This window comes from Klebsiella sp. GB_Kp047, from assembly GCF_040065235.1.
Classification (GTDB): Bacteria; Pseudomonadota; Gammaproteobacteria; order Enterobacterales; family Enterobacteriaceae; genus Klebsiella; species Klebsiella quasipneumoniae.
On record NZ_JBEAJG010000041.1, the window covers coordinates 703,041 to 719,558 of the forward strand.

Sequence of the window (16,518 nt, forward strand, 5' to 3'; positions counted from 1 at the left end):
CGAGGCAGAGCCTCGCGTTTTATCATCTATATCAGCGGCTTCTGTCCGCGCTGCCACCAGCGCAGCAGCAGTCGATCGGCGCTCTCCGCCGCGCTACCGGTGAAGCGGTCGAGCATTTTCTTACGCTGTTGATAACGCACTCCGATCACCTCGTGGCTCTCCATGAGTCCCAGCAGCAGCTCATCACTGGTTTCAACCGCATCCACCAGCCCTTTTTCCAGCGCCTGTACCCCGTACCAGTGCTCGCCAGTGGCCACCTGCTCAATATCAAGGCCCGGGCGCATCCGCTGGACGAAATCCTTGAACAAATGGTGCGTCTCATTAAGGTCTTCGCGAAACTTGCGCCGTCCTTCTTCAGTGTTTTCACCCAGCATCGTGAGCGTTCGTTTGTACTGTCCGGCGGTATGCAGTTCGATATCAATATCTTTGTTCTTCAGGAAACGGTGCAGGTTTGGGATCTGCGCCACCACGCCAATAGAGCCGAGGATCGCAAACGGCGCCGAGACAATTTTGTTCGCCACGCAGGCCATCATATAGCCGCCGCTGGCCGCCACTTTGTCGACCGCCACCGTCAGCGGGATCTGTTTGTCGCGCAAGCGCTGTAGCTGCGAGGCTGCAAGCCCGTAGCCGTGCACCACCCCGCCGGGGCTTTCCAGACGAATCACCACCTGATCGCGCGCTTTCGCCGCCGCCAGCACCGCGGTGATCTCTTCCCGCAGGCTGGTGACTTCATGAGCATCCATACTGCCTTTGAAATCCAGCACCCAGGCGCGCGGCTTGCCTTCCGGCTCGGTATTACCCAGCTTCGCCCGCGCTTTCGCCGCCTTCGCCTCTTGTTTTTGCTTTTTCTTCTGCGACTTATGCCACTGCTTCTGCTGCGGGCCGTCCAGCAGGGCCACCGCCAGCGATTCCTTCATCTCTTTATAATGCTCGCTAAGATTCGTTACCCGCAGCTCGCCGCGCTGTTTCTTGCGCTGGGCCAGGTTGACGATAATAGCGGCAATCACCGCGATAGCGACGACAACGGTCGCGATCTTGGCTAAAAATAAGCCATATTGAGCAAGTAATTCCACGTTTTCACCTTGTGTAAAGCACTGACGTTGCTTCACAGTGTACATCAGCCCCTGGCGAGAAGTCTTTGTGCTTTGTGTCCTCTGCGCAGCGGATTCCGTTTTTTTAAGCGAGGCTGAAATCGTTGCAAGATATTAATTTTGTGAATACTTTCCGCTTCGCCGATTGCAATGGCGGGCGCTTTCAGGCATAACAGCGCAAAAGTGAGATACCAAAGATGAAGCGCGATCGAGAGCCGATCGCCAAAGGAGTCGCCGTGCATTATCAACCGCAACGCCACTTGCTGAAAGATCGCATCATTCTGGTCACCGGGGCCAGCGATGGAATTGGTCGTGAAGCGGCCCTGACCTACGCCCGCTACAGCGCCAGCGTTATCCTGCTGGGTCGCAACGACGACAAACTGCGCGCCGTCGCCGAGGAGATTGAGCGTGAGGGCGGTATTCCTCCCCGCTGGTTTACTCTCGACCTGCTCACCTGCACGCCGCAGGCTTGCCAGCAGCTGGCGCAGCAGATCAGCATCCACTATCCCCGCCTTGACGGCGTGCTGCACAATGCTGGCTTGCTCGGCGACATCTGCCCGATGGATGAACAGAAACCGGAGGTCTGGCAGCAGGTGATGCAGGTGAACGTCAATGGCACCTTTATGCTGACCCAGGCGCTTCTTCCTTTATTACTCCGTTCCGAATCTGGTTCGCTGGTCTTTACCTCATCCAGCGTCGGTCATCAGGGGCGCGCCAACTGGGGCGCCTATGCCGTCTCCAAATTCGCCACCGAAGGGATGATGCAGGTGCTGGCCGACGAGTACCAAAGCCGCCACCTGCGGGTGAACTGTATCAACCCCGGCGGCACCCGCACCGGCATGCGCGCCAGCGCGTTCCCGACGGAAGATCCGCTGAAACTGAAAACCCCCGCTGACATTATGCCCGTCTATCTGTGGCTGATGGGCGACGACAGTCGTCGCAAGACGGGAATGACCTTCGACGCCCAACCGGGGCGTAAACCAGGAATTGCCCAATGAGTGATGAACGCTACCGCGAACGCCAGCAGCGGCTGAAAGATAAAGTGGATGCCCGGGTGGCGGCGGCCCAGGACGAGCGCGGCATTGTGATGGTCTTTACCGGCAACGGCAAAGGAAAAACTACCGCCGCCTTTGGCACCGCGACCCGCGCCGTCGGCCACGGCAAAAAAGTCGGCGTGATCCAGTTTATCAAGGGGACCTGGCCTAACGGCGAGCGTAATCTGCTGGAGCCCCACGGCGTCGAATTTCAGGTGATGGCGACAGGCTTTACCTGGAACACTCAGGACCGCGACAGCGACACCGCCGCCTGTCTGGCGGTTTGGGAGCATGCCCGCCGTATGCTTGCCGACGACCAGCTCGATCTGGTGCTGCTGGACGAGCTGACCTATATGGTGGCCTACGATTACCTGCCGCTGGAGGCGGTGCTGAGCGCTCTGAGTGAGCGTCCTGCCCACCAGTCGGTGATCATCACCGGCCGCGGCTGTCATCGCGATATTATTGAAATGGCGGATACCGTCAGCGAGCTGCGCCCGGTGAAACATGCCTTTGATGCCGGCATTAAAGCGCAGATGGGGATTGACTACTGAGGACCGGATACGGCGAAAGGAAGTCCGCGTTCCGGCGCAAAACCACCGGAACGCGCAACATTAACCGTTGGTCTTATTGCGGGTACTGGAACGGCGGTTGCTGTTATTACCCTGGCGCGGGTTAGCGCTGGTCTGGCTGTGACGCTTCACCGCCCGGCGGATCTGATTGGCTTTCAACCGGCGACGATCTTTTTCAACGGCGACCTTGGAGCTGGTTTCCGGAGTGAGCTCCACCAGTTCGCGCAGGTAGTTGGTCTGCGCCAGGTCCAGCTCGGTATAGCCGCCGCGCGGCAGGCCTTTCGGCAGCAGAATATCGCCATAGCGCACGCGGATCAGGCGGCTGACCTGCACGCCGACCGCTTCCCACAGACGACGCACTTCGCGGTTACGCCCTTCGGTCAGGGTGACGTTGTACCACTGGTTAATCCCTTCACCGCCGGTGAATTTAATGGTTTTAAACGCCGCCGGGCCATCTTCTAACTGCACGCCGCGAGACAGCTGACGCAGCTTATCTTCATCTACCTGGCCGAAAACGCGAACGGCGTACTCACGCTCGACTTCACGGCTCGGGTGCATCAGGCGGTTTGCCAGTTCACCGTCGGTGGTGAACAGCAACAGGCCACAGGTGTTGACGTCCAGACGACCAACGGCAATCCAGCGCGCGCCGCGCAGTTTAGGCAGACGATCGAACACCGTCGGGCGCCCTTCCGGATCGTTACGGGTGCACAGTTCGCCTTCCGGCTTGTAGTACGCCAGCACGCGGCAGATCTGCTCAGCGGACTCTTTCACCGAGATCAGATGGCCATCGATACGAATTTTTAAACCAGGGACAATTTCCACACGATCGCCGAGGGTGGCGATTTTGCCGTCGACGCTGACGCGGCCAGCTTCGATTTTCGCTTCAATTTCACGGCGGGAGCCGTGGCCGGCGCGGGCCAGCACTTTTTGCAGTTTCTCGCTCATTGAGCTTCCTTAAGGTGTCGCCTTCCCAGGCGTCTGGTATGCTTTATGAAACAATGAGGCCTGTATCAGCAACTCATTGTTACGTATATACTTTTTACGTAAAGTCTCGCCGGCATGCGCAAAACATTCGCCGCGAGCCCGTATTCGTGGCCGAACATACTACACTAACTTCGCCGGGAAAGCTTCTGTTCGCCACACCGCGCCTTTAGTATGGAACAGATTTTCCTTATTCTCCTGTCTACCCTCACCTGTGTTGGTCTTAGTCGGACAGAGAGCGCCTCCCTGCGCTACGCCTGCTCTTGCGCGACGGCAGAGCGCTGGGCGAGCAGCCAGTCACGAAAACAGCGGTTGGCAGGGGCCAGCAGCGCGGTCTCGTGGTAAACCAGATGATAGGCCAGCGGACAGGCGATGGGCTGCGCCAGAGGATTCACCAGCCGCCCCTGCGTCAGCGCTGGCGCTATGAATGAACGTCGCAGTAAAGCCATCCCCATACCGGCTAATGCCGCCTCCGTTACGCCGTTGCAATCAGTGAACACCGGGCCACGGCGCGCGCGGTGCGCTTCCAGCCCCACGGCCTCGCACCACAACGCCCAGTCCTCACGATGTTCATCGTGCAGCAGCGGATACTCTAGCAGCTCGCTGGCATCGGCGAGGGTCCGATGCGGAGCAATCAGCTGCGGACTACAGACCGGCATCAGATCGTCATCCAGCAGACGATAAGCCTGCAGTTCCGGCCAGCCCCCGACGCCATGCCGCACGGCAAAATCGATCTCTTCGCTCAGCAAATCCACTCGCCGGTTGGTGGTGCCGATCAGGATCTCTATCTGCGGATAGCGCCGTTCAAAATCAGCCAGCCGCGGCAGCAGCCATTGAATAGCAAAGCCGCTGGTACAACTGACAGTCACTTTTTCCGGCCCCGTGGGCACCTGCAGACGCCGGGTGGCGGCAGCTATCTGATGAAACGCGGGCTGCACGGCCCGGAGGTAGATCTCCCCCACCTCCGTTAACTGTAACCGTCGGGGGGTACGGATAAATAGCGGGACATTCAGCGCCTCCTCCAGGCGGGCAATCTGCTGGCTGACAGCGCTGGGTGTGACGCAAAGTTCACTGGCGGCCAGCTTCAGGCTGAGCAGCCGCGCCGCCGCCTCAAAACAGCGCAACGCATTCAGCGGCGGGAGTTTCATGGCTATAGAACCTCAGTTAAGAAAAACTTAATCATGTAAGCATAACGCGTTTGTCGGCCATTGCACGAGAGCTCTACAGTTAGCTTCCTTACCGTTCACAAGGAGTCAATCATGCGTGTTATCGACTGTGGTCGCCTGCTGCTGCTTGCCGCCCTCTGGGGTGCCAGCTTTCTGTTTATGCGCATCACCACCCCGGCTTTCGGCGCGGTAAACAGCGCCTTTCTGCGCGTGCTGTTCGCCGCCGTCGCTTTAGGGTTGCTGGCCGGCGCGCGCGGAAAATGGGGCGGGTATGAGGGTAAATTCATCGCCACTCTGAAGCTGGGGGTCATCAATTCCGGCCTCCCTTTTCTGATGTACTGCCTTGCCGCGCAATGGCTACCGGCAGGGTACTCCGCCACGCTCAACGCCACGGCGCCGATGATGGGGGTGCTGATTGGCGCACTCTGCTTTGCGGAACCGCTGACCCTGCGCAAAGGCGCTGGCGCGGCGCTGGGCGCTATTGGCGTGGCGGTGATCGCGCGCCCGACTACCGGCCTCGGCGCCGCCCAGCTGCTGCCGGGCGTCGGCGCCTGTCTGACCGCCACCGCCTGCTATGGCCTGGCCGGCTTTCTGACCCGCCGCTGGATCCAACAGCGCGGCGGCCTCGAAGCGGAGCGCGTCGCGTTGGGCAGCCAAATCGGCGCCACGCTGTTTTTATGCCCCTTCTTTCTCTGGTCCTGCGGGCATGGGCTGGCTGTGGACTGGGGTCAGGGCCTGCCGTGGATGGCAATGCTTATGCTGGGTGTCGTCTGCACGGCGGCAGGGTATATCCTCTATTTCCGCCTGATCGCTGATATTGGACCGCTGCGTTCACTGTCCGTGACCTTTTTGATCCCGCCTTTTGCGGTGCTGTGGGGCTATCTTTTTCTTGGAGAGATTGTGGAGAGTGGGTTAATTCTCGGCGCGCTGCTGGTCTGCGTGGCGCTGTGGATGATGGTCGTGCCGTCGGGGAGAAAAGACAGGATACCAGGCGGCGCATGAGGCACCGCCCGGCAGGTAGTGTCAGAGAAACGGCCTCACGTCGCCCACGCCTTCGCGCAGCACCACCGGGGTATCTTCCGTCAGGTCGATAACCGTGGTCGGCTGCTGCCCCAGGAAACCGCCGTGGATAATGAGGTCCACGACTTTCTCCAGACGATCTTTGATCTCTTCCGGGTCGGATTCGGTAAAGTCGCTGCCGGGCAGCATCAGCGAGGTAGAGAGCATCGGTTCGCCTAAGGTCTCAAGCAACGCCTGAGCGATGGGGTTGGACGGGACGCGCATACCAATGGTTTTACGCTTCTCCTGCAGCAGCCGGCGCGGTACCTCTTTCGTTCCTTTGAGGATAAAGGTGTAGTTGCCCGGGGTATTGTTTTTCATCAGGCGAAACGCCACGTTGTCCACAAAGGCGTAGGTTGACAGTTCGGACAGATCGCGGCACATCAGGGTGAAGTTGTGGCCGTCCGGCAGCTGACGGATGCGGCAGATCCGCTCCATCGCGCCCTTGTCTTCAATTTTGCAGCCCAGCGCGTAGCCGGAGTCGGTAGGATAAACGATCACCCCGCCCTTACGCACAATCTCCACCGCCTGGTTAATCAACCGCGCCTGCGGGTTATCCGGATGGATATAAAAAAACTGGCTCATACTTCCCTCTCAATTTTTATTCGGTGGCCGCTTCCCAGCTGTGCCAGACGCCTTCCACGCCGGCAGGGAGCCAGAGCTTACGGCCAAGTTCGATCCACGCGCAGGGCTGATGGAAATCGGAACCCTGCGACGCCAGAAGACCAAACTGCACGGCCAGGGCGGCCAGCTGGGCGCGTTCATGGGGCGCCTGCTGACACTGGGCCACTTCCATGGCATCACCGCCCTGCTCGCTGAAGTGGGCCAACAGCCGCTTAAGCCACTTGGCGGAAAGATCGTAACGCCCGGGATGGGCTATCACCGCCTTACCGCCAGAATGATGAATGACATCAATTGCTTGTTTTATTGTACACCACTGCGGCGGCACGTAACCGGTTTTCCCGCGGGCAAGGTATTTTTTGAAGACCTCCGCCATGTTCTTCGCGTGGCCGGCCTCCACCAGAAAACGGGCAAAATGGCCGCGGGTGACGGCGCCACCGTCCGCCAGCCGCAGCGCCCCTTCCCAGGCGCCGGGGATGCGCGCCTTCTCCAGACGCTCGGCAATCATCTGGCCGCGCTGCTGGCGCCGCGCTTTCTGCTCCTCCAGCAGGGCGGTCATCGCAGGGTGCGCAATATCAATATTGAGACCCACAATATGAATCTCGTGATTCTCCCAGAGGGTGGAAATCTCGACGCCGTTCACCAGGGTCAAGGGTAATCCGGCGCGGGCGATCTCCTCCCGGGCCGCGGGGATCGCCGCCACGCTGTCATGGTCGGTGATCGCCAGCGTGCCTACGCGCATTTCATGGGCGCGATGGACCAGTTCCTGCGGAGTCAGCCGCCCGTCAGAGGCGGTGGTATGGCTGTGCAGATCGTAAATCACTGCGTATTGGCTGTCGCTCAAAAGGACTCCTGCTGGACATCAACGTAAATAAGCGCATTATCATACCGACAGGCAGAGAAAATCTGCAAACAAGGGTTGACTTTATTCCATTGAACTAGTTAACTAGTACGCAAGTTCACATGAAGGGGTATCACGATGAAAATGCACTTTATCACTCTGCACAGCTGGTGGCGCACCTCCTGATAACGGGCGGCGTGATCGCGTTTTGCATTCAGCATACAGATACCCGGCCCGCCAATGAGCGGGCTTTTTATTGGACAAAAATAATACGAACAGGCGAGAACAATAATGCAAACATCCAAACCGGCACTCGAGCTTCTCACCAGCGACGCCATCTACCGGGAGAACCCGACGGCGTTATTCCACCAACTGTGCGGCGCCCGTCCGGCCACGCTGCTGCTGGAATCGGCTGACATCGACAGCAAAGATGACTTAAAAAGCCTGCTGCTGGTGGACAGCGCGCTGCGCATCACCGCTCTTGGTGACACTGTCACCATTCAGGCCCTCTCCGCCAACGGCGCCGCGCTGCTGGAGCTGCTGGACGGCGCGCTGCCCTCCGGGATCGCCAATCAGCGCCAGCCCAACGGCCGGATCCTGACCTTCCCGGCAGTCAGTTCCCTGCTCGATGAAGACGCCCGCCTCTGCTCGCTGTCAGTGTTTGACGCCTTCCGTCTCCTGCAGGAGCTGGTGACCGTCCCGGCCAACGAGCGTGAAGCGATGTTCTTCGGCGGCCTGTTCGCCTATGACCTGGTGGCCGGCTTTGAAGATCTGCCGCCCCTGCAGAGCGACACCGCCTGCCCGGACTACTGCTTCTATCTGGCGGAGACCCTGCTGGTCATCGACCATCAGACCAAGCATACCCGCATCCAGGCGAGCCTGTTCACGCCGCTGGAGAGTGAAAAACAGCGCCTGGAGCAGCGCCTGAGCCAGCTGCGCCAGCAGCTGAACGAGCCGCCGGCGCCGCTGCCGGTCACTACCGTGGCCGAAATGCGCTGCGACGTTGACCAGAGCGATGAAGAGTACGGCGCGGTGGTGCGCAAAATGCAGCGCGCGATCCGCGCCGGGGAAATCTTCCAGGTGGTCCCTTCCCGCCGCTTCTCGCTGCCCTGCCCGTCGCCGCTGGCCGCGTATGATGTGCTGAAGAAGAGCAACCCCAGCCCGTATATGTTCTTTATGCAGGACAACGATTTCACCCTGTTCGGCGCCTCGCCGGAAAGCTCGCTGAAGTACGATGCCGTCAGCCGTCAGATTGAGATCTACCCCATCGCCGGCACCCGGCCGCGCGGCCGCCGCGCCGACGGTTCGCTGGATCGCGATCTCGACAGCCGTATCGAACTGGAAATGCGTACCGATCACAAAGAGCTTTCCGAGCACCTGATGCTGGTGGACCTGGCGCGCAACGATCTGGCCCGCATCTGTACCCCGGGCAGCCGCTATGTCGCCGATTTAACCAAGGTTGACCGTTACTCCTTCGTGATGCATCTGGTCTCCCGGGTGGTGGGTGAACTGCGTCAGGATCTCGATGTGCTGCACGCTTACCGCGCCTGCATGAACATGGGCACTCTCAGCGGCGCGCCGAAGGTTCGCGCCATGCAGCTGATTGCCGCCGCCGAAGGTAAACGACGCGGCAGCTACGGCGGCGCGGTGGGCTATTTCACTGCCCACGGCGACCTCGACACCTGCATCGTCATCCGTTCCGCCTACGTGCAGGAGGGTATCGCTACCGTCCAGGCCGGAGCCGGCATTGTGCTCGACTCGGTTCCCCAGTCGGAAGCGGATGAGACCCGAAATAAAGCCCGCGCGGTGCTGCGCGCCATTGCCCAGGCCCATCACGCGAAGGAGATTTTCTGATGGCTGACATTCTGCTGCTCGATAATATCGATTCTTTCACCTATAACCTGGCAGACCAGCTGCGCGCCAACGGCCATAACGTGGTGATTTACCGTAACTCCGTTCCGGCGCAGGCGCTGATTGAGCGTCTGGGCACCATGGACAATCCGGTGCTGATGCTCTCCCCTGGCCCGGGTACGCCAAGCGAAGCCGGCTGCATGCCGGAATTGCTGACCCGCATGCGGGGCAAGCTGCCGATCATCGGCATCTGCCTCGGCCACCAGGCCATTGTCGAAGCCTACGGCGGCTATGTCGGCCAGGCGGGCGAGATCCTTCACGGCAAAGCCTCCAGCATTGAGCACGACGGCCAGGCGATGTTTGCCGGTCTGGCTAACCCGCTGCCGGTGGCGCGCTACCACTCGCTGGTCGGCAGCAATATTCCCGCCGGGCTGACGATTAACGCCAATTTCAATGGCATGGTGATGGCGGTGCGTCACGATGCGGATCGGGTGTGCGGCTTCCAGTTCCACCCGGAATCGATCCTCACCACCCAGGGCGCGCGACTGCTGGAGCAGACCCTGGCCTGGGCGCTGCAGAAGCTGGAGCATACCAACACCCTCCAGCCGATCCTTGAGAAGCTGTACCAGGGGGAAACCCTGAGCCAGCAGGAGAGCCACCAGCTGTTCTCCGCCGTCGTGCGCGGCGAAGTGAAGCCTGAACAGCTGGCCGCCGCGCTGGTCAGTATGAAAGTGCGCGGCGAGCAGCCGCAGGAAATTGCCGGCGCCGCCACCGCGCTGCTGGAAAACGCCGCGCCGTTCCCGCGCCCGGACTACCTGTTTGCCGACATCGTCGGCACCGGTGGCGACGGCAGCAACAGCATTAATATCTCCACCGCCAGCGCGTTTGTCGCCGCCGCCTGTGGATTGAAAGTGGCGAAGCACGGCAACCGCAGCGTTTCCAGTAAATCAGGCTCTTCTGACCTGCTGGCGGCCTTCGGCATTAATCTCGATATGAACGCCGATAAATCCCGCGCGGCGCTCGATGAGCTGGGCGTCTGCTTCCTGTTCGCGCCGAAGTACCACACCGGTTTCCGCCACGCGATGCCGGTCCGTCAGCAGCTGAAGACCCGTACCCTGTTTAACGTGCTGGGGCCGCTGATCAACCCGGCGCATCCGCCGCTGGCGCTGATTGGCGTCTACAGCCCGGAACTGGTGTTGCCGATTGCGGAAACCTTGCGCGTACTCGGTTATCAGCGCGCTGCCGTGGTGCACAGCGGCGGGATGGATGAAGTCTCGCTGCATGCGCCCACGGTGGTCGCCGAGCTGCATAACGGGGAAATTAAAAGCTATCAGCTGACCGCCGACGATTTCGGCCTGACGCCTTACCATCAGGCGCAGCTGGCGGGCGGCACGCCGGAAGAAAACCGTGACATTCTGACGCGCTTGCTACAAGGTAAAGGTGAAGCCGCTCACGAAGCCGCCGTCGCCGCCAACGTCGCCATGTTGATGCGTTTACACGGGCATGAAGATCTGAAAGCTAACGCTCAGCAGGTACTGGATGTGCTGCACAGCGGCGCGGCCTATGACAGAGTGACCGCCTTAGCGGCAAGAGGGTAAAGAATGCAGACCGTTTTAGCAAAAATCGTTGCCGACAAAGCGATTTGGGTGGAAGCCCGCAAACAACAACAACCGTTAGCCAGTTTTCAGAATGAGGTCGTCCCGACGCAGCGCAATTTCTATGACGCGCTGGCCGGCACCCGCACCGCGTTTATTCTCGAGTGCAAAAAGGCTTCGCCGTCGAAGGGGTTGATTCGCGAAGATTTCGATCCGGCGGCGATCGCCAGCATCTACAAACACTACGCCTCGGCGATCTCGGTGCTGTGTGATGAGAAATATTTCCAGGGCAGCTTCGATTTTCTGCCGATCGTCAGCAAGGTCGCGCCGCAGCCGATCCTGTGTAAGGACTTCACCATCGACCCTTACCAGATCTACCTGGCGCGCTACTATCAGGCCGACGCCTGCCTGCTGATGCTGTCGGTGCTCGACGATGAACAGTATCGTCAGCTCTCGGCGGTGGCTCACAGCCTGAATATGGGCGTGCTGACCGAAGTCAGCAATGAAGAGGAGCTGGAGCGCGCCATCGCCCTGAAGGCGAAGGTGGTGGGCATTAATAACCGCGACCTGCGCGATATGTCGATTGACCTCAACCGCACCCGTCAGCTGGCGGCGCGTCTCGGCCCGGATGTCACGGTGATCAGCGAATCCGGCATCCATACCTATGCCGAAGTGCGTGAGCTGAGCCACTTCGCCAATGGCTTCCTGATCGGCTCCGCCCTGATGGAGCAGGCGGATCTGGAAGCGGCGGTCAAGCGCGTGCTGCTCGGCGAGAACAAAGTGTGCGGCCTGACGCGCCCGCAGGATGCGCAGGTGGCCTGGGAGTCTGGCGCCATCTACGGTGGGCTGATCTTCGTCCCGACCTCGCCGCGGGCGGTAAATGACGCCCAGGCTAAAGCGGTGATCGCCGCCGCGCCGCTGCAGTACGTCGGCGTCTTCCGCAATGCGCCGCTGGATGAGGTGGTCGCCCGCGCCCAGGCCCTGGAGCTGGCCGCCGTACAGCTGCACGGTGATGAAGACCAGGCCTATATCGACGCGCTGCGCGACGCCCTCGCGGATAGCGTCCGCATCTGGAAAGCGCTGAGCGTTGGCGAAACCTTACCGTCCCGTACACTCCGCCATGTCGATAAGTATCTGCTCGACAACGGCCAGGGCGGCAGCGGCCAGCGTTTTGACTGGAGCCTGCTGCATGGCCAGGACCTGCGCAACGTCATGCTGGCGGGCGGCCTCGGCGCCGATAACTGTGTGGAAGCGGCCAAAAGCGGCTGTGCCGGACTCGATTTCAATTCAGGCGTAGAGTCGCAACCCGGGATTAAAGACGCCAGCAAGCTGGCCTCCGTATTCCAGACGCTGCGCGCATATTAAGGAGCAATAATGAGCACTTTACTGAACCCCTACTTCGGCGAATTCGGCGGCATGTATGTGCCGCAGATCCTGATGCCCGCCCTGCGCCAGCTGGAAGAGGCCTTTGTCAGCGCGCAGAAGGACCCGGCCTTTCAGGCGGAATTCACCGACCTGCTGAAAAACTACGCCGGTCGTCCGACGGCCCTGACCAAATGCCGGAACCTGACCGAAGGGACCCGCACTACCCTGTACCTGAAACGCGAAGATCTGCTGCACGGCGGCGCGCACAAAACCAACCAGGTGCTGGGCCAGGCTCTGCTGGCCAAACGGATGGGCAAAACCGAAATTATCGCCGAGACCGGCGCCGGTCAGCACGGCGTCGCCTCAGCGCTGGCCAGCGCCCTGCTCGGTCTGAAATGCCGTATCTACATGGGCGCCAAGGACGTCGAGCGCCAGTCGCCGAACGTCTTCCGTATGCGCCTGATGGGCGCCGAGGTGATCCCGGTGCATAGCGGCTCCGCCACGCTGAAAGATGCCTGTAACGAGGCGCTGCGCGACTGGTCCGGCAGCTACGAGAAGGCGCACTATATGCTGGGCACCGCCGCCGGTCCGCACCCGTTCCCGACCATCGTACGTGAATTCCAGCGCATGATCGGCGAAGAGACCAAAGCGCAGATCCTCGAAAAAGAGGGCCGTCTGCCGGACGCGGTGATCGCCTGCGTCGGCGGCGGGTCAAACGCCATCGGCATGTTCGCTGATTTTATCGAGGAAACCCGCGTCGGCCTGATCGGCGTGGAGCCTGCCGGGCACGGTATCGAAAGCGGGGAGCACGGCGCGCCGCTGAAGCATGGTCGTGTGGGGATCTACTTCGGGATGAAGTCGCCGATGATGCAAACCGCCGACGGCCAGATCGAGGAATCTTACTCCATTTCCGCCGGGCTGGACTTCCCGTCCGTTGGGCCGCAGCACGCGTTTCTGAACAGCACCGGGCGCGCCGACTATGTGTCGATCACCGATGACGAAGCGCTGGAGGCGTTTAAAGCGCTCTCCCGCCACGAAGGGATCATCCCGGCGCTGGAGTCCTCTCACGCTCTGGCCCATGCGCTGAAAATGATGCGCGAGAACCCGGAAAAAGAGCAGCTGCTGGTGGTTAACCTCTCCGGCCGCGGCGATAAAGACATTTTCACCGTACACGACATCCTGAAAGCGCGAGGGGAAATCTGATGGAACGCTATGAGACGCTGTTTGCCCAACTGAAAAACCGCCAGGAAGGCGCTTTCGTCCCCTTTGTCACCCTTGGCGATCCGGGACCGGAGCAGTCGCTGAAAATTATCGATGCGCTGATCGAAGGCGGCGCCGATGCCCTTGAGCTGGGGATCCCCTTCTCCGACCCGCTGGCGGACGGCCCGACCATCCAGGGCGCGGCCCTGCGCGCCTTCGCCGCGGGGGTAACCCCGGCGCAGTGCTTTGAGATGCTGGCGGCGATCCGCCAGAAGCATCCAACGATCCCAATCGGCCTGCTGATGTACGCCAACCTCGTCTTCAGCCCGGGTATCGATGAGTTCTATGCCCAGTGCGCCCGCGTCGGCGTCGACTCGGTGCTGGTAGCCGACGTGCCGGTGGAAGAGTCCGCCCCGTTCCGCCAGGCGGCGATGCGCCATAACATCGCGCCAATTTTCATTTGCCCGCCCAACGCGGATGACGATTTACTGCGCCAGATCGCCTCTTATGGCCGCGGCTACACCTATCTGCTGTCGCGCGCCGGGGTGACGGGTGCGGAAAATCGCGCTGCGCTGCCGCTGCACCATCTGGTGGAGAAGCTGGCGGAATATCACGCTGCGCCGCCGCTGCAGGGCTTTGGCATCTCCGCGCCGGAGCAGGTGAGCGCCGCCATTGACGCCGGGGCCGCCGGGGCGATCTCCGGTTCCGCCATCGTCAAAATCATCGAACGTCATCTTGATGAGCCGCAAACCATGCTCGACGAGCTGAAAGCCTTCGTCCAGAGCCTGAAGGCGGCGACCAAAACCGCCTGACCGTCAGCCGCCTGGCATCGCGCCAGGCGGCGATGATTTCTGCAAACTGTCGGCGTATTTGCGCGTTAAGCGAAACAGCGCCTGCACTTCATCTTCCGGCCACTGCGCCAGCATCTGATTCATTAACCGCCGCCGCGCGACGGCGATCCTGTCGATCATCTGTTGTCCCCTGGCGCTAAGCGTCACTTCGCTGATCCGTCGGTCATGACGGTTCGGTTGCTTACCGGCAAGCCCCTGGGCTTCCAGTTTCTTCACCTGACGACTGACGGTGGTGTAATCGCGCCCTAAATGATCCGCCAGCTCAACCACCCCCACCGGGCCATAGCGCCCTACCGCCACCAGCAGCGGAAACAGCATCTGTTCCAGCTTGACGCCAGCTGCCTGGAGGATCTGCTCGTCGCGCACCGGCTGGTTCATCACGCTGATGATATCCAGCAGCGCGCCGTGAAAGTCGGTAATGTCGTAGCCATTATGTGCATCTTGCATGTATTAATTTTCCGCGTATAGTGCTGCAAAACAATATGTGTATTTTACACATAATTCCCGACAGGAGATAATTTATGAAAGCAGGCGTGGTTTTTGATCTCGCAGAAGGCCCGGTTTGGGCCGATTTCATCGAGCCGCAGCCCGCGCCCGGCCAGACGCTTATTGACGTCCGCGCCGCCGCGATGAGCCATGTGGTCAAGGCCCGGGCATCAGGACGCCATTACAGCTTCGACGGCAATCTGCCTTTTGTACCCGGTATCGATGGTGTCGGCACTACATCCCAGGGCCAGCGCGTCTACTTCGCCTTCCCCACTGCCCCCTTCGGCAGTATGGCGCAGCGGGCGCCGGTCGCCCTGCAGAATTGCCTGCCGCTGCCGGATGAGCTCGATGATATCCCGGCGGCGGCGATGGCCAACCCCGGCATGTCCGCGTGGGCGTCTCTGGTGACTCGCGCCCAGCTTCAGGCCGGCGAAACGGTGCTGATTAACGGCGCCACCGGCAGCGCCGGTCAGCTGGCGGTGCAGATTGCCCGCTACCTGGGCGCAAAAAAAATCATTGCGGCCGGACGCAATGCGCAGTCGCTGGCGGCGATCGGCGCCGATGAATGTATTCAGTTAACGGCGGATGATAAGACGTTAACTGCACAGTTTTCAGCGGTCAGCGCCGCGCAGATCGATGTGGTCATCGATTATCTGTGGGGACACAGCGCGGAATTATTATTGCCGGCCCTGGCCAAATATACCCCGGCCGGCAGGCCGGTGCGCTATGTGCAAGTGGGGTCCCTGGCTGGCGCCGATATCGCGTTAAATGGCGCGGTTCTGCGTTCCGCCCCGCTCCTGCTGATGGGTAGCGGGATCGGTAGCCTGACGATGCCGCAGCTGCTGGCGGCGACCGGCGAAATGCTGCAGGCGGCGGTGCAGGGGAAATTGACCATCGCCACCACCCCGCGGCCGCTGCAGGAGATCGCGGCGGCCTGGCCGCAGGACGACAGCCAGAAGCGTACGGTTTTCACCCTCGGATAAAAAATCGCTTCCGCACAAAAGATGGGGTTGATATCTCAAATGAGAAATATTATCTTTCTCATCACTGAATAGTTGAGTAAATAACTCAGGTATTCAGTACGACATTGCTCACATTGCTTCCAGTATTTTTGCCCGCACTTGTGCGGGCTTTTTTTTACTCGCGACACACCTCTCGCACCCGCTGCCACAGCCAGCGGTGGCCGGGGCCTGCTCCAGGCGCGGACGCCACGCCTGCCACACCGTAATCACCCCGGTGCTGACCGGCAGCGGAAAACTTACTATCCCCTGCGGCGAAGGATGACGCACGCAGGAGGCCGGCACCAGCCCCAGCGCGGCGCTGATGCCCGGCACGACGGCGGCGATGCGCCGGTACAGCCCCCGCCCCGCTCTGCCAGCTGGTCATCCACCAGCCCATATACGATCCCATGCCGGGAAACGATAACATGTCCCCAGGCGACATAGCGCTCTGCATCTATCGCCGCCGCGGCGGTAAACGGGATTGAGCACCGCGCGCAAATCGCTCAGCACACTGTGCGTTTTGCTGCGGATCCGCTGCGCATGCGGGGTGAACACCATTTTGCGTCCGGCCCGCACCAGCAGGGGATCGCCGGTCACGTGCCGCAAGCGAGTTAACGTTCGGATCATCGCCGAAGTGCTAAGGCCGAAACGGCGGGCGGCGCCCGGGACTGGAGTATCTGGATGGCCACGGCCGCACGGTGCCCTGGTAAGCCCGCCGGGACGCCAGCCTCAGGGCGCCCTTCGGCGCCCGCCCGGCGTCTGTTATCCAAGGTCACCGCGCTATATTCCGCGTTGCCCTGCCGCCTT

General features: G+C 60.9%; 15 protein-coding genes, 1 pseudogene and 1 other annotated feature. Of the genes and pseudogenes, 9 read left to right on the top strand and 7 right to left on the bottom strand.

Annotated elements, in window-relative coordinates:
- Window positions 1–26 precede the first annotated feature (26 nt).
- A complete protein-coding gene (gene sohB / locus ABLV76_RS24040) occupies window positions 27–1,073 on the bottom strand; it encodes a protease SohB (RefSeq protein ID WP_004203873.1) in 1,047 nt (348 codons plus the stop codon).
- A gap of 254 nt (window positions 1,074–1,327) precedes the next feature.
- On the opposite strand from sohB, the gene ABLV76_RS24045 reads away from it, so the two are divergent.
- Both ABLV76_RS24045 and cobO read left to right on the top strand, forming a co-directional pair.
- Window positions 1,328–2,089: a YciK family oxidoreductase gene (locus ABLV76_RS24045; RefSeq protein ID WP_064183098.1), complete on the top strand. Its 762-nt coding sequence runs from the start codon at window positions 1,328–1,330 to the stop codon at window positions 2,087–2,089.
- The gene (cobO, locus tag ABLV76_RS24050) at window positions 2,086–2,676 is read left to right on the top strand and encodes a cob(I)yrinic acid a,c-diamide adenosyltransferase (protein ID WP_064183097.1); all 591 of its coding nucleotides are present in this window, start codon (window positions 2,086–2,088) and stop codon (window positions 2,674–2,676) included. The genes ABLV76_RS24045 and cobO overlap by 4 nt, the downstream gene beginning before the upstream one ends.
- 60 nt (window positions 2,677–2,736) lie before the next feature.
- On the opposite strand, the gene rluB is transcribed toward cobO, so the two are convergent.
- Both rluB and gcvA read right to left on the bottom strand, forming a co-directional pair.
- Complete coding sequence (gene rluB / locus ABLV76_RS24055) at window positions 2,737–3,639, bottom strand: 23S rRNA pseudouridine(2605) synthase RluB (protein ID WP_004203870.1); 903 nt, start codon at window positions 3,637–3,639, stop codon at window positions 2,737–2,739.
- A 287-nt stretch (window positions 3,640–3,926) separates the two neighbouring features.
- A complete protein-coding gene (gene gcvA, locus ABLV76_RS24060) occupies window positions 3,927–4,823 on the bottom strand; it encodes a transcriptional regulator GcvA (protein WP_348878517.1) in 897 nt (298 codons plus the stop codon).
- Window positions 4,824–4,934: 111 nt separating this feature from the next.
- On the opposite strand from gcvA, the gene ABLV76_RS24065 reads away from it, so the two are divergent.
- Window positions 4,935–5,843 carry a DMT family transporter gene (locus tag ABLV76_RS24065; RefSeq protein WP_064183095.1) on the top strand — a complete coding sequence of 303 codons (909 nt, stop codon included), beginning with the start codon at window positions 4,935–4,937 and terminating at the stop codon, window positions 5,841–5,843.
- A 21-nt stretch (window positions 5,844–5,864) separates the two neighbouring features.
- Here the strand turns inward: ABLV76_RS24065 and ABLV76_RS24070 are convergent, their stop codons facing one another.
- Window positions 5,865–6,485, bottom strand: coding sequence for an L-threonylcarbamoyladenylate synthase (locus ABLV76_RS24070; RefSeq protein WP_002901738.1), 621 nt, complete (start codon window positions 6,483–6,485; stop codon window positions 5,865–5,867).
- Window positions 6,486–6,501: 16 nt separating this feature from the next.
- Window positions 6,502–7,365 (bottom strand): RNase AM, encoded by an 864-nt coding sequence (gene rnm, locus ABLV76_RS24075; RefSeq protein WP_004203866.1) that lies wholly within the window; start codon window positions 7,363–7,365, stop codon window positions 6,502–6,504.
- Window positions 7,366–7,524: 159 nt separating this feature from the next.
- Window positions 7,525–7,620, top strand: a sequence feature (Trp leader region).
- Window positions 7,621–7,653: 33 nt separating this feature from the next.
- Between rnm and ABLV76_RS24080 the strand changes: the two genes are divergently transcribed.
- Genes ABLV76_RS24080 through trpA form a run of 5 tightly spaced genes read left to right on the top strand, consistent with a single transcriptional unit; the run spans window position 7,654 to window position 14,185 of the window.
- The gene (locus tag ABLV76_RS24080) at window positions 7,654–9,216 is read left to right on the top strand and encodes an anthranilate synthase component 1 (protein WP_004203864.1); all 1,563 of its coding nucleotides are present in this window, start codon (window positions 7,654–7,656) and stop codon (window positions 9,214–9,216) included.
- Window positions 9,216–10,811, top strand: coding sequence for a bifunctional anthranilate synthase glutamate amidotransferase component TrpG/anthranilate phosphoribosyltransferase TrpD (gene trpD / locus ABLV76_RS24085; protein ID WP_135683090.1), 1,596 nt, complete (start codon window positions 9,216–9,218; stop codon window positions 10,809–10,811). The genes ABLV76_RS24080 and trpD overlap by 1 nt, the downstream gene beginning before the upstream one ends.
- 3 nt (window positions 10,812–10,814) lie before the next feature.
- The gene (gene trpCF, locus ABLV76_RS24090) at window positions 10,815–12,173 is read left to right on the top strand and encodes a bifunctional indole-3-glycerol-phosphate synthase TrpC/phosphoribosylanthranilate isomerase TrpF (RefSeq protein ID WP_040026099.1); all 1,359 of its coding nucleotides are present in this window, start codon (window positions 10,815–10,817) and stop codon (window positions 12,171–12,173) included.
- A gap of 9 nt (window positions 12,174–12,182) precedes the next feature.
- Window positions 12,183–13,376, top strand: a complete 1,194-nt coding sequence (gene trpB, locus ABLV76_RS24095) for a tryptophan synthase subunit beta (RefSeq protein ID WP_004203860.1) — start codon at window positions 12,183–12,185, stop codon at window positions 13,374–13,376.
- The gene (trpA, locus tag ABLV76_RS24100) at window positions 13,376–14,185 is read left to right on the top strand and encodes a tryptophan synthase subunit alpha (RefSeq protein ID WP_004203859.1); all 810 of its coding nucleotides are present in this window, start codon (window positions 13,376–13,378) and stop codon (window positions 14,183–14,185) included. The genes trpB and trpA overlap by 1 nt, the downstream gene beginning before the upstream one ends.
- Window positions 14,186–14,188: 3 nt before the next feature.
- On the opposite strand, the gene ABLV76_RS24105 is transcribed toward trpA, so the two are convergent.
- Entirely contained in the window at window positions 14,189–14,671 is a 483-nt protein-coding gene (locus tag ABLV76_RS24105; RefSeq protein WP_348878518.1) for a MarR family winged helix-turn-helix transcriptional regulator, read from the bottom strand.
- Window positions 14,672–14,745: 74 nt separating this feature from the next.
- On the opposite strand from ABLV76_RS24105, the gene ABLV76_RS24110 reads away from it, so the two are divergent.
- Window positions 14,746–15,693 carry a zinc-binding alcohol dehydrogenase family protein gene (locus ABLV76_RS24110; protein WP_117131704.1) on the top strand — a complete coding sequence of 316 codons (948 nt, stop codon included), beginning with the start codon at window positions 14,746–14,748 and terminating at the stop codon, window positions 15,691–15,693.
- Window positions 15,694–15,847: 154 nt separating this feature from the next.
- Here ABLV76_RS24110 and ABLV76_RS24115 read toward each other — a convergent pair.
- Window positions 15,848–16,380 (bottom strand): annotated as a pseudogene (locus tag ABLV76_RS24115) (LysR family transcriptional regulator); the annotation flags it as partial.
- Window positions 16,381–16,518 lie beyond the last annotated feature (138 nt).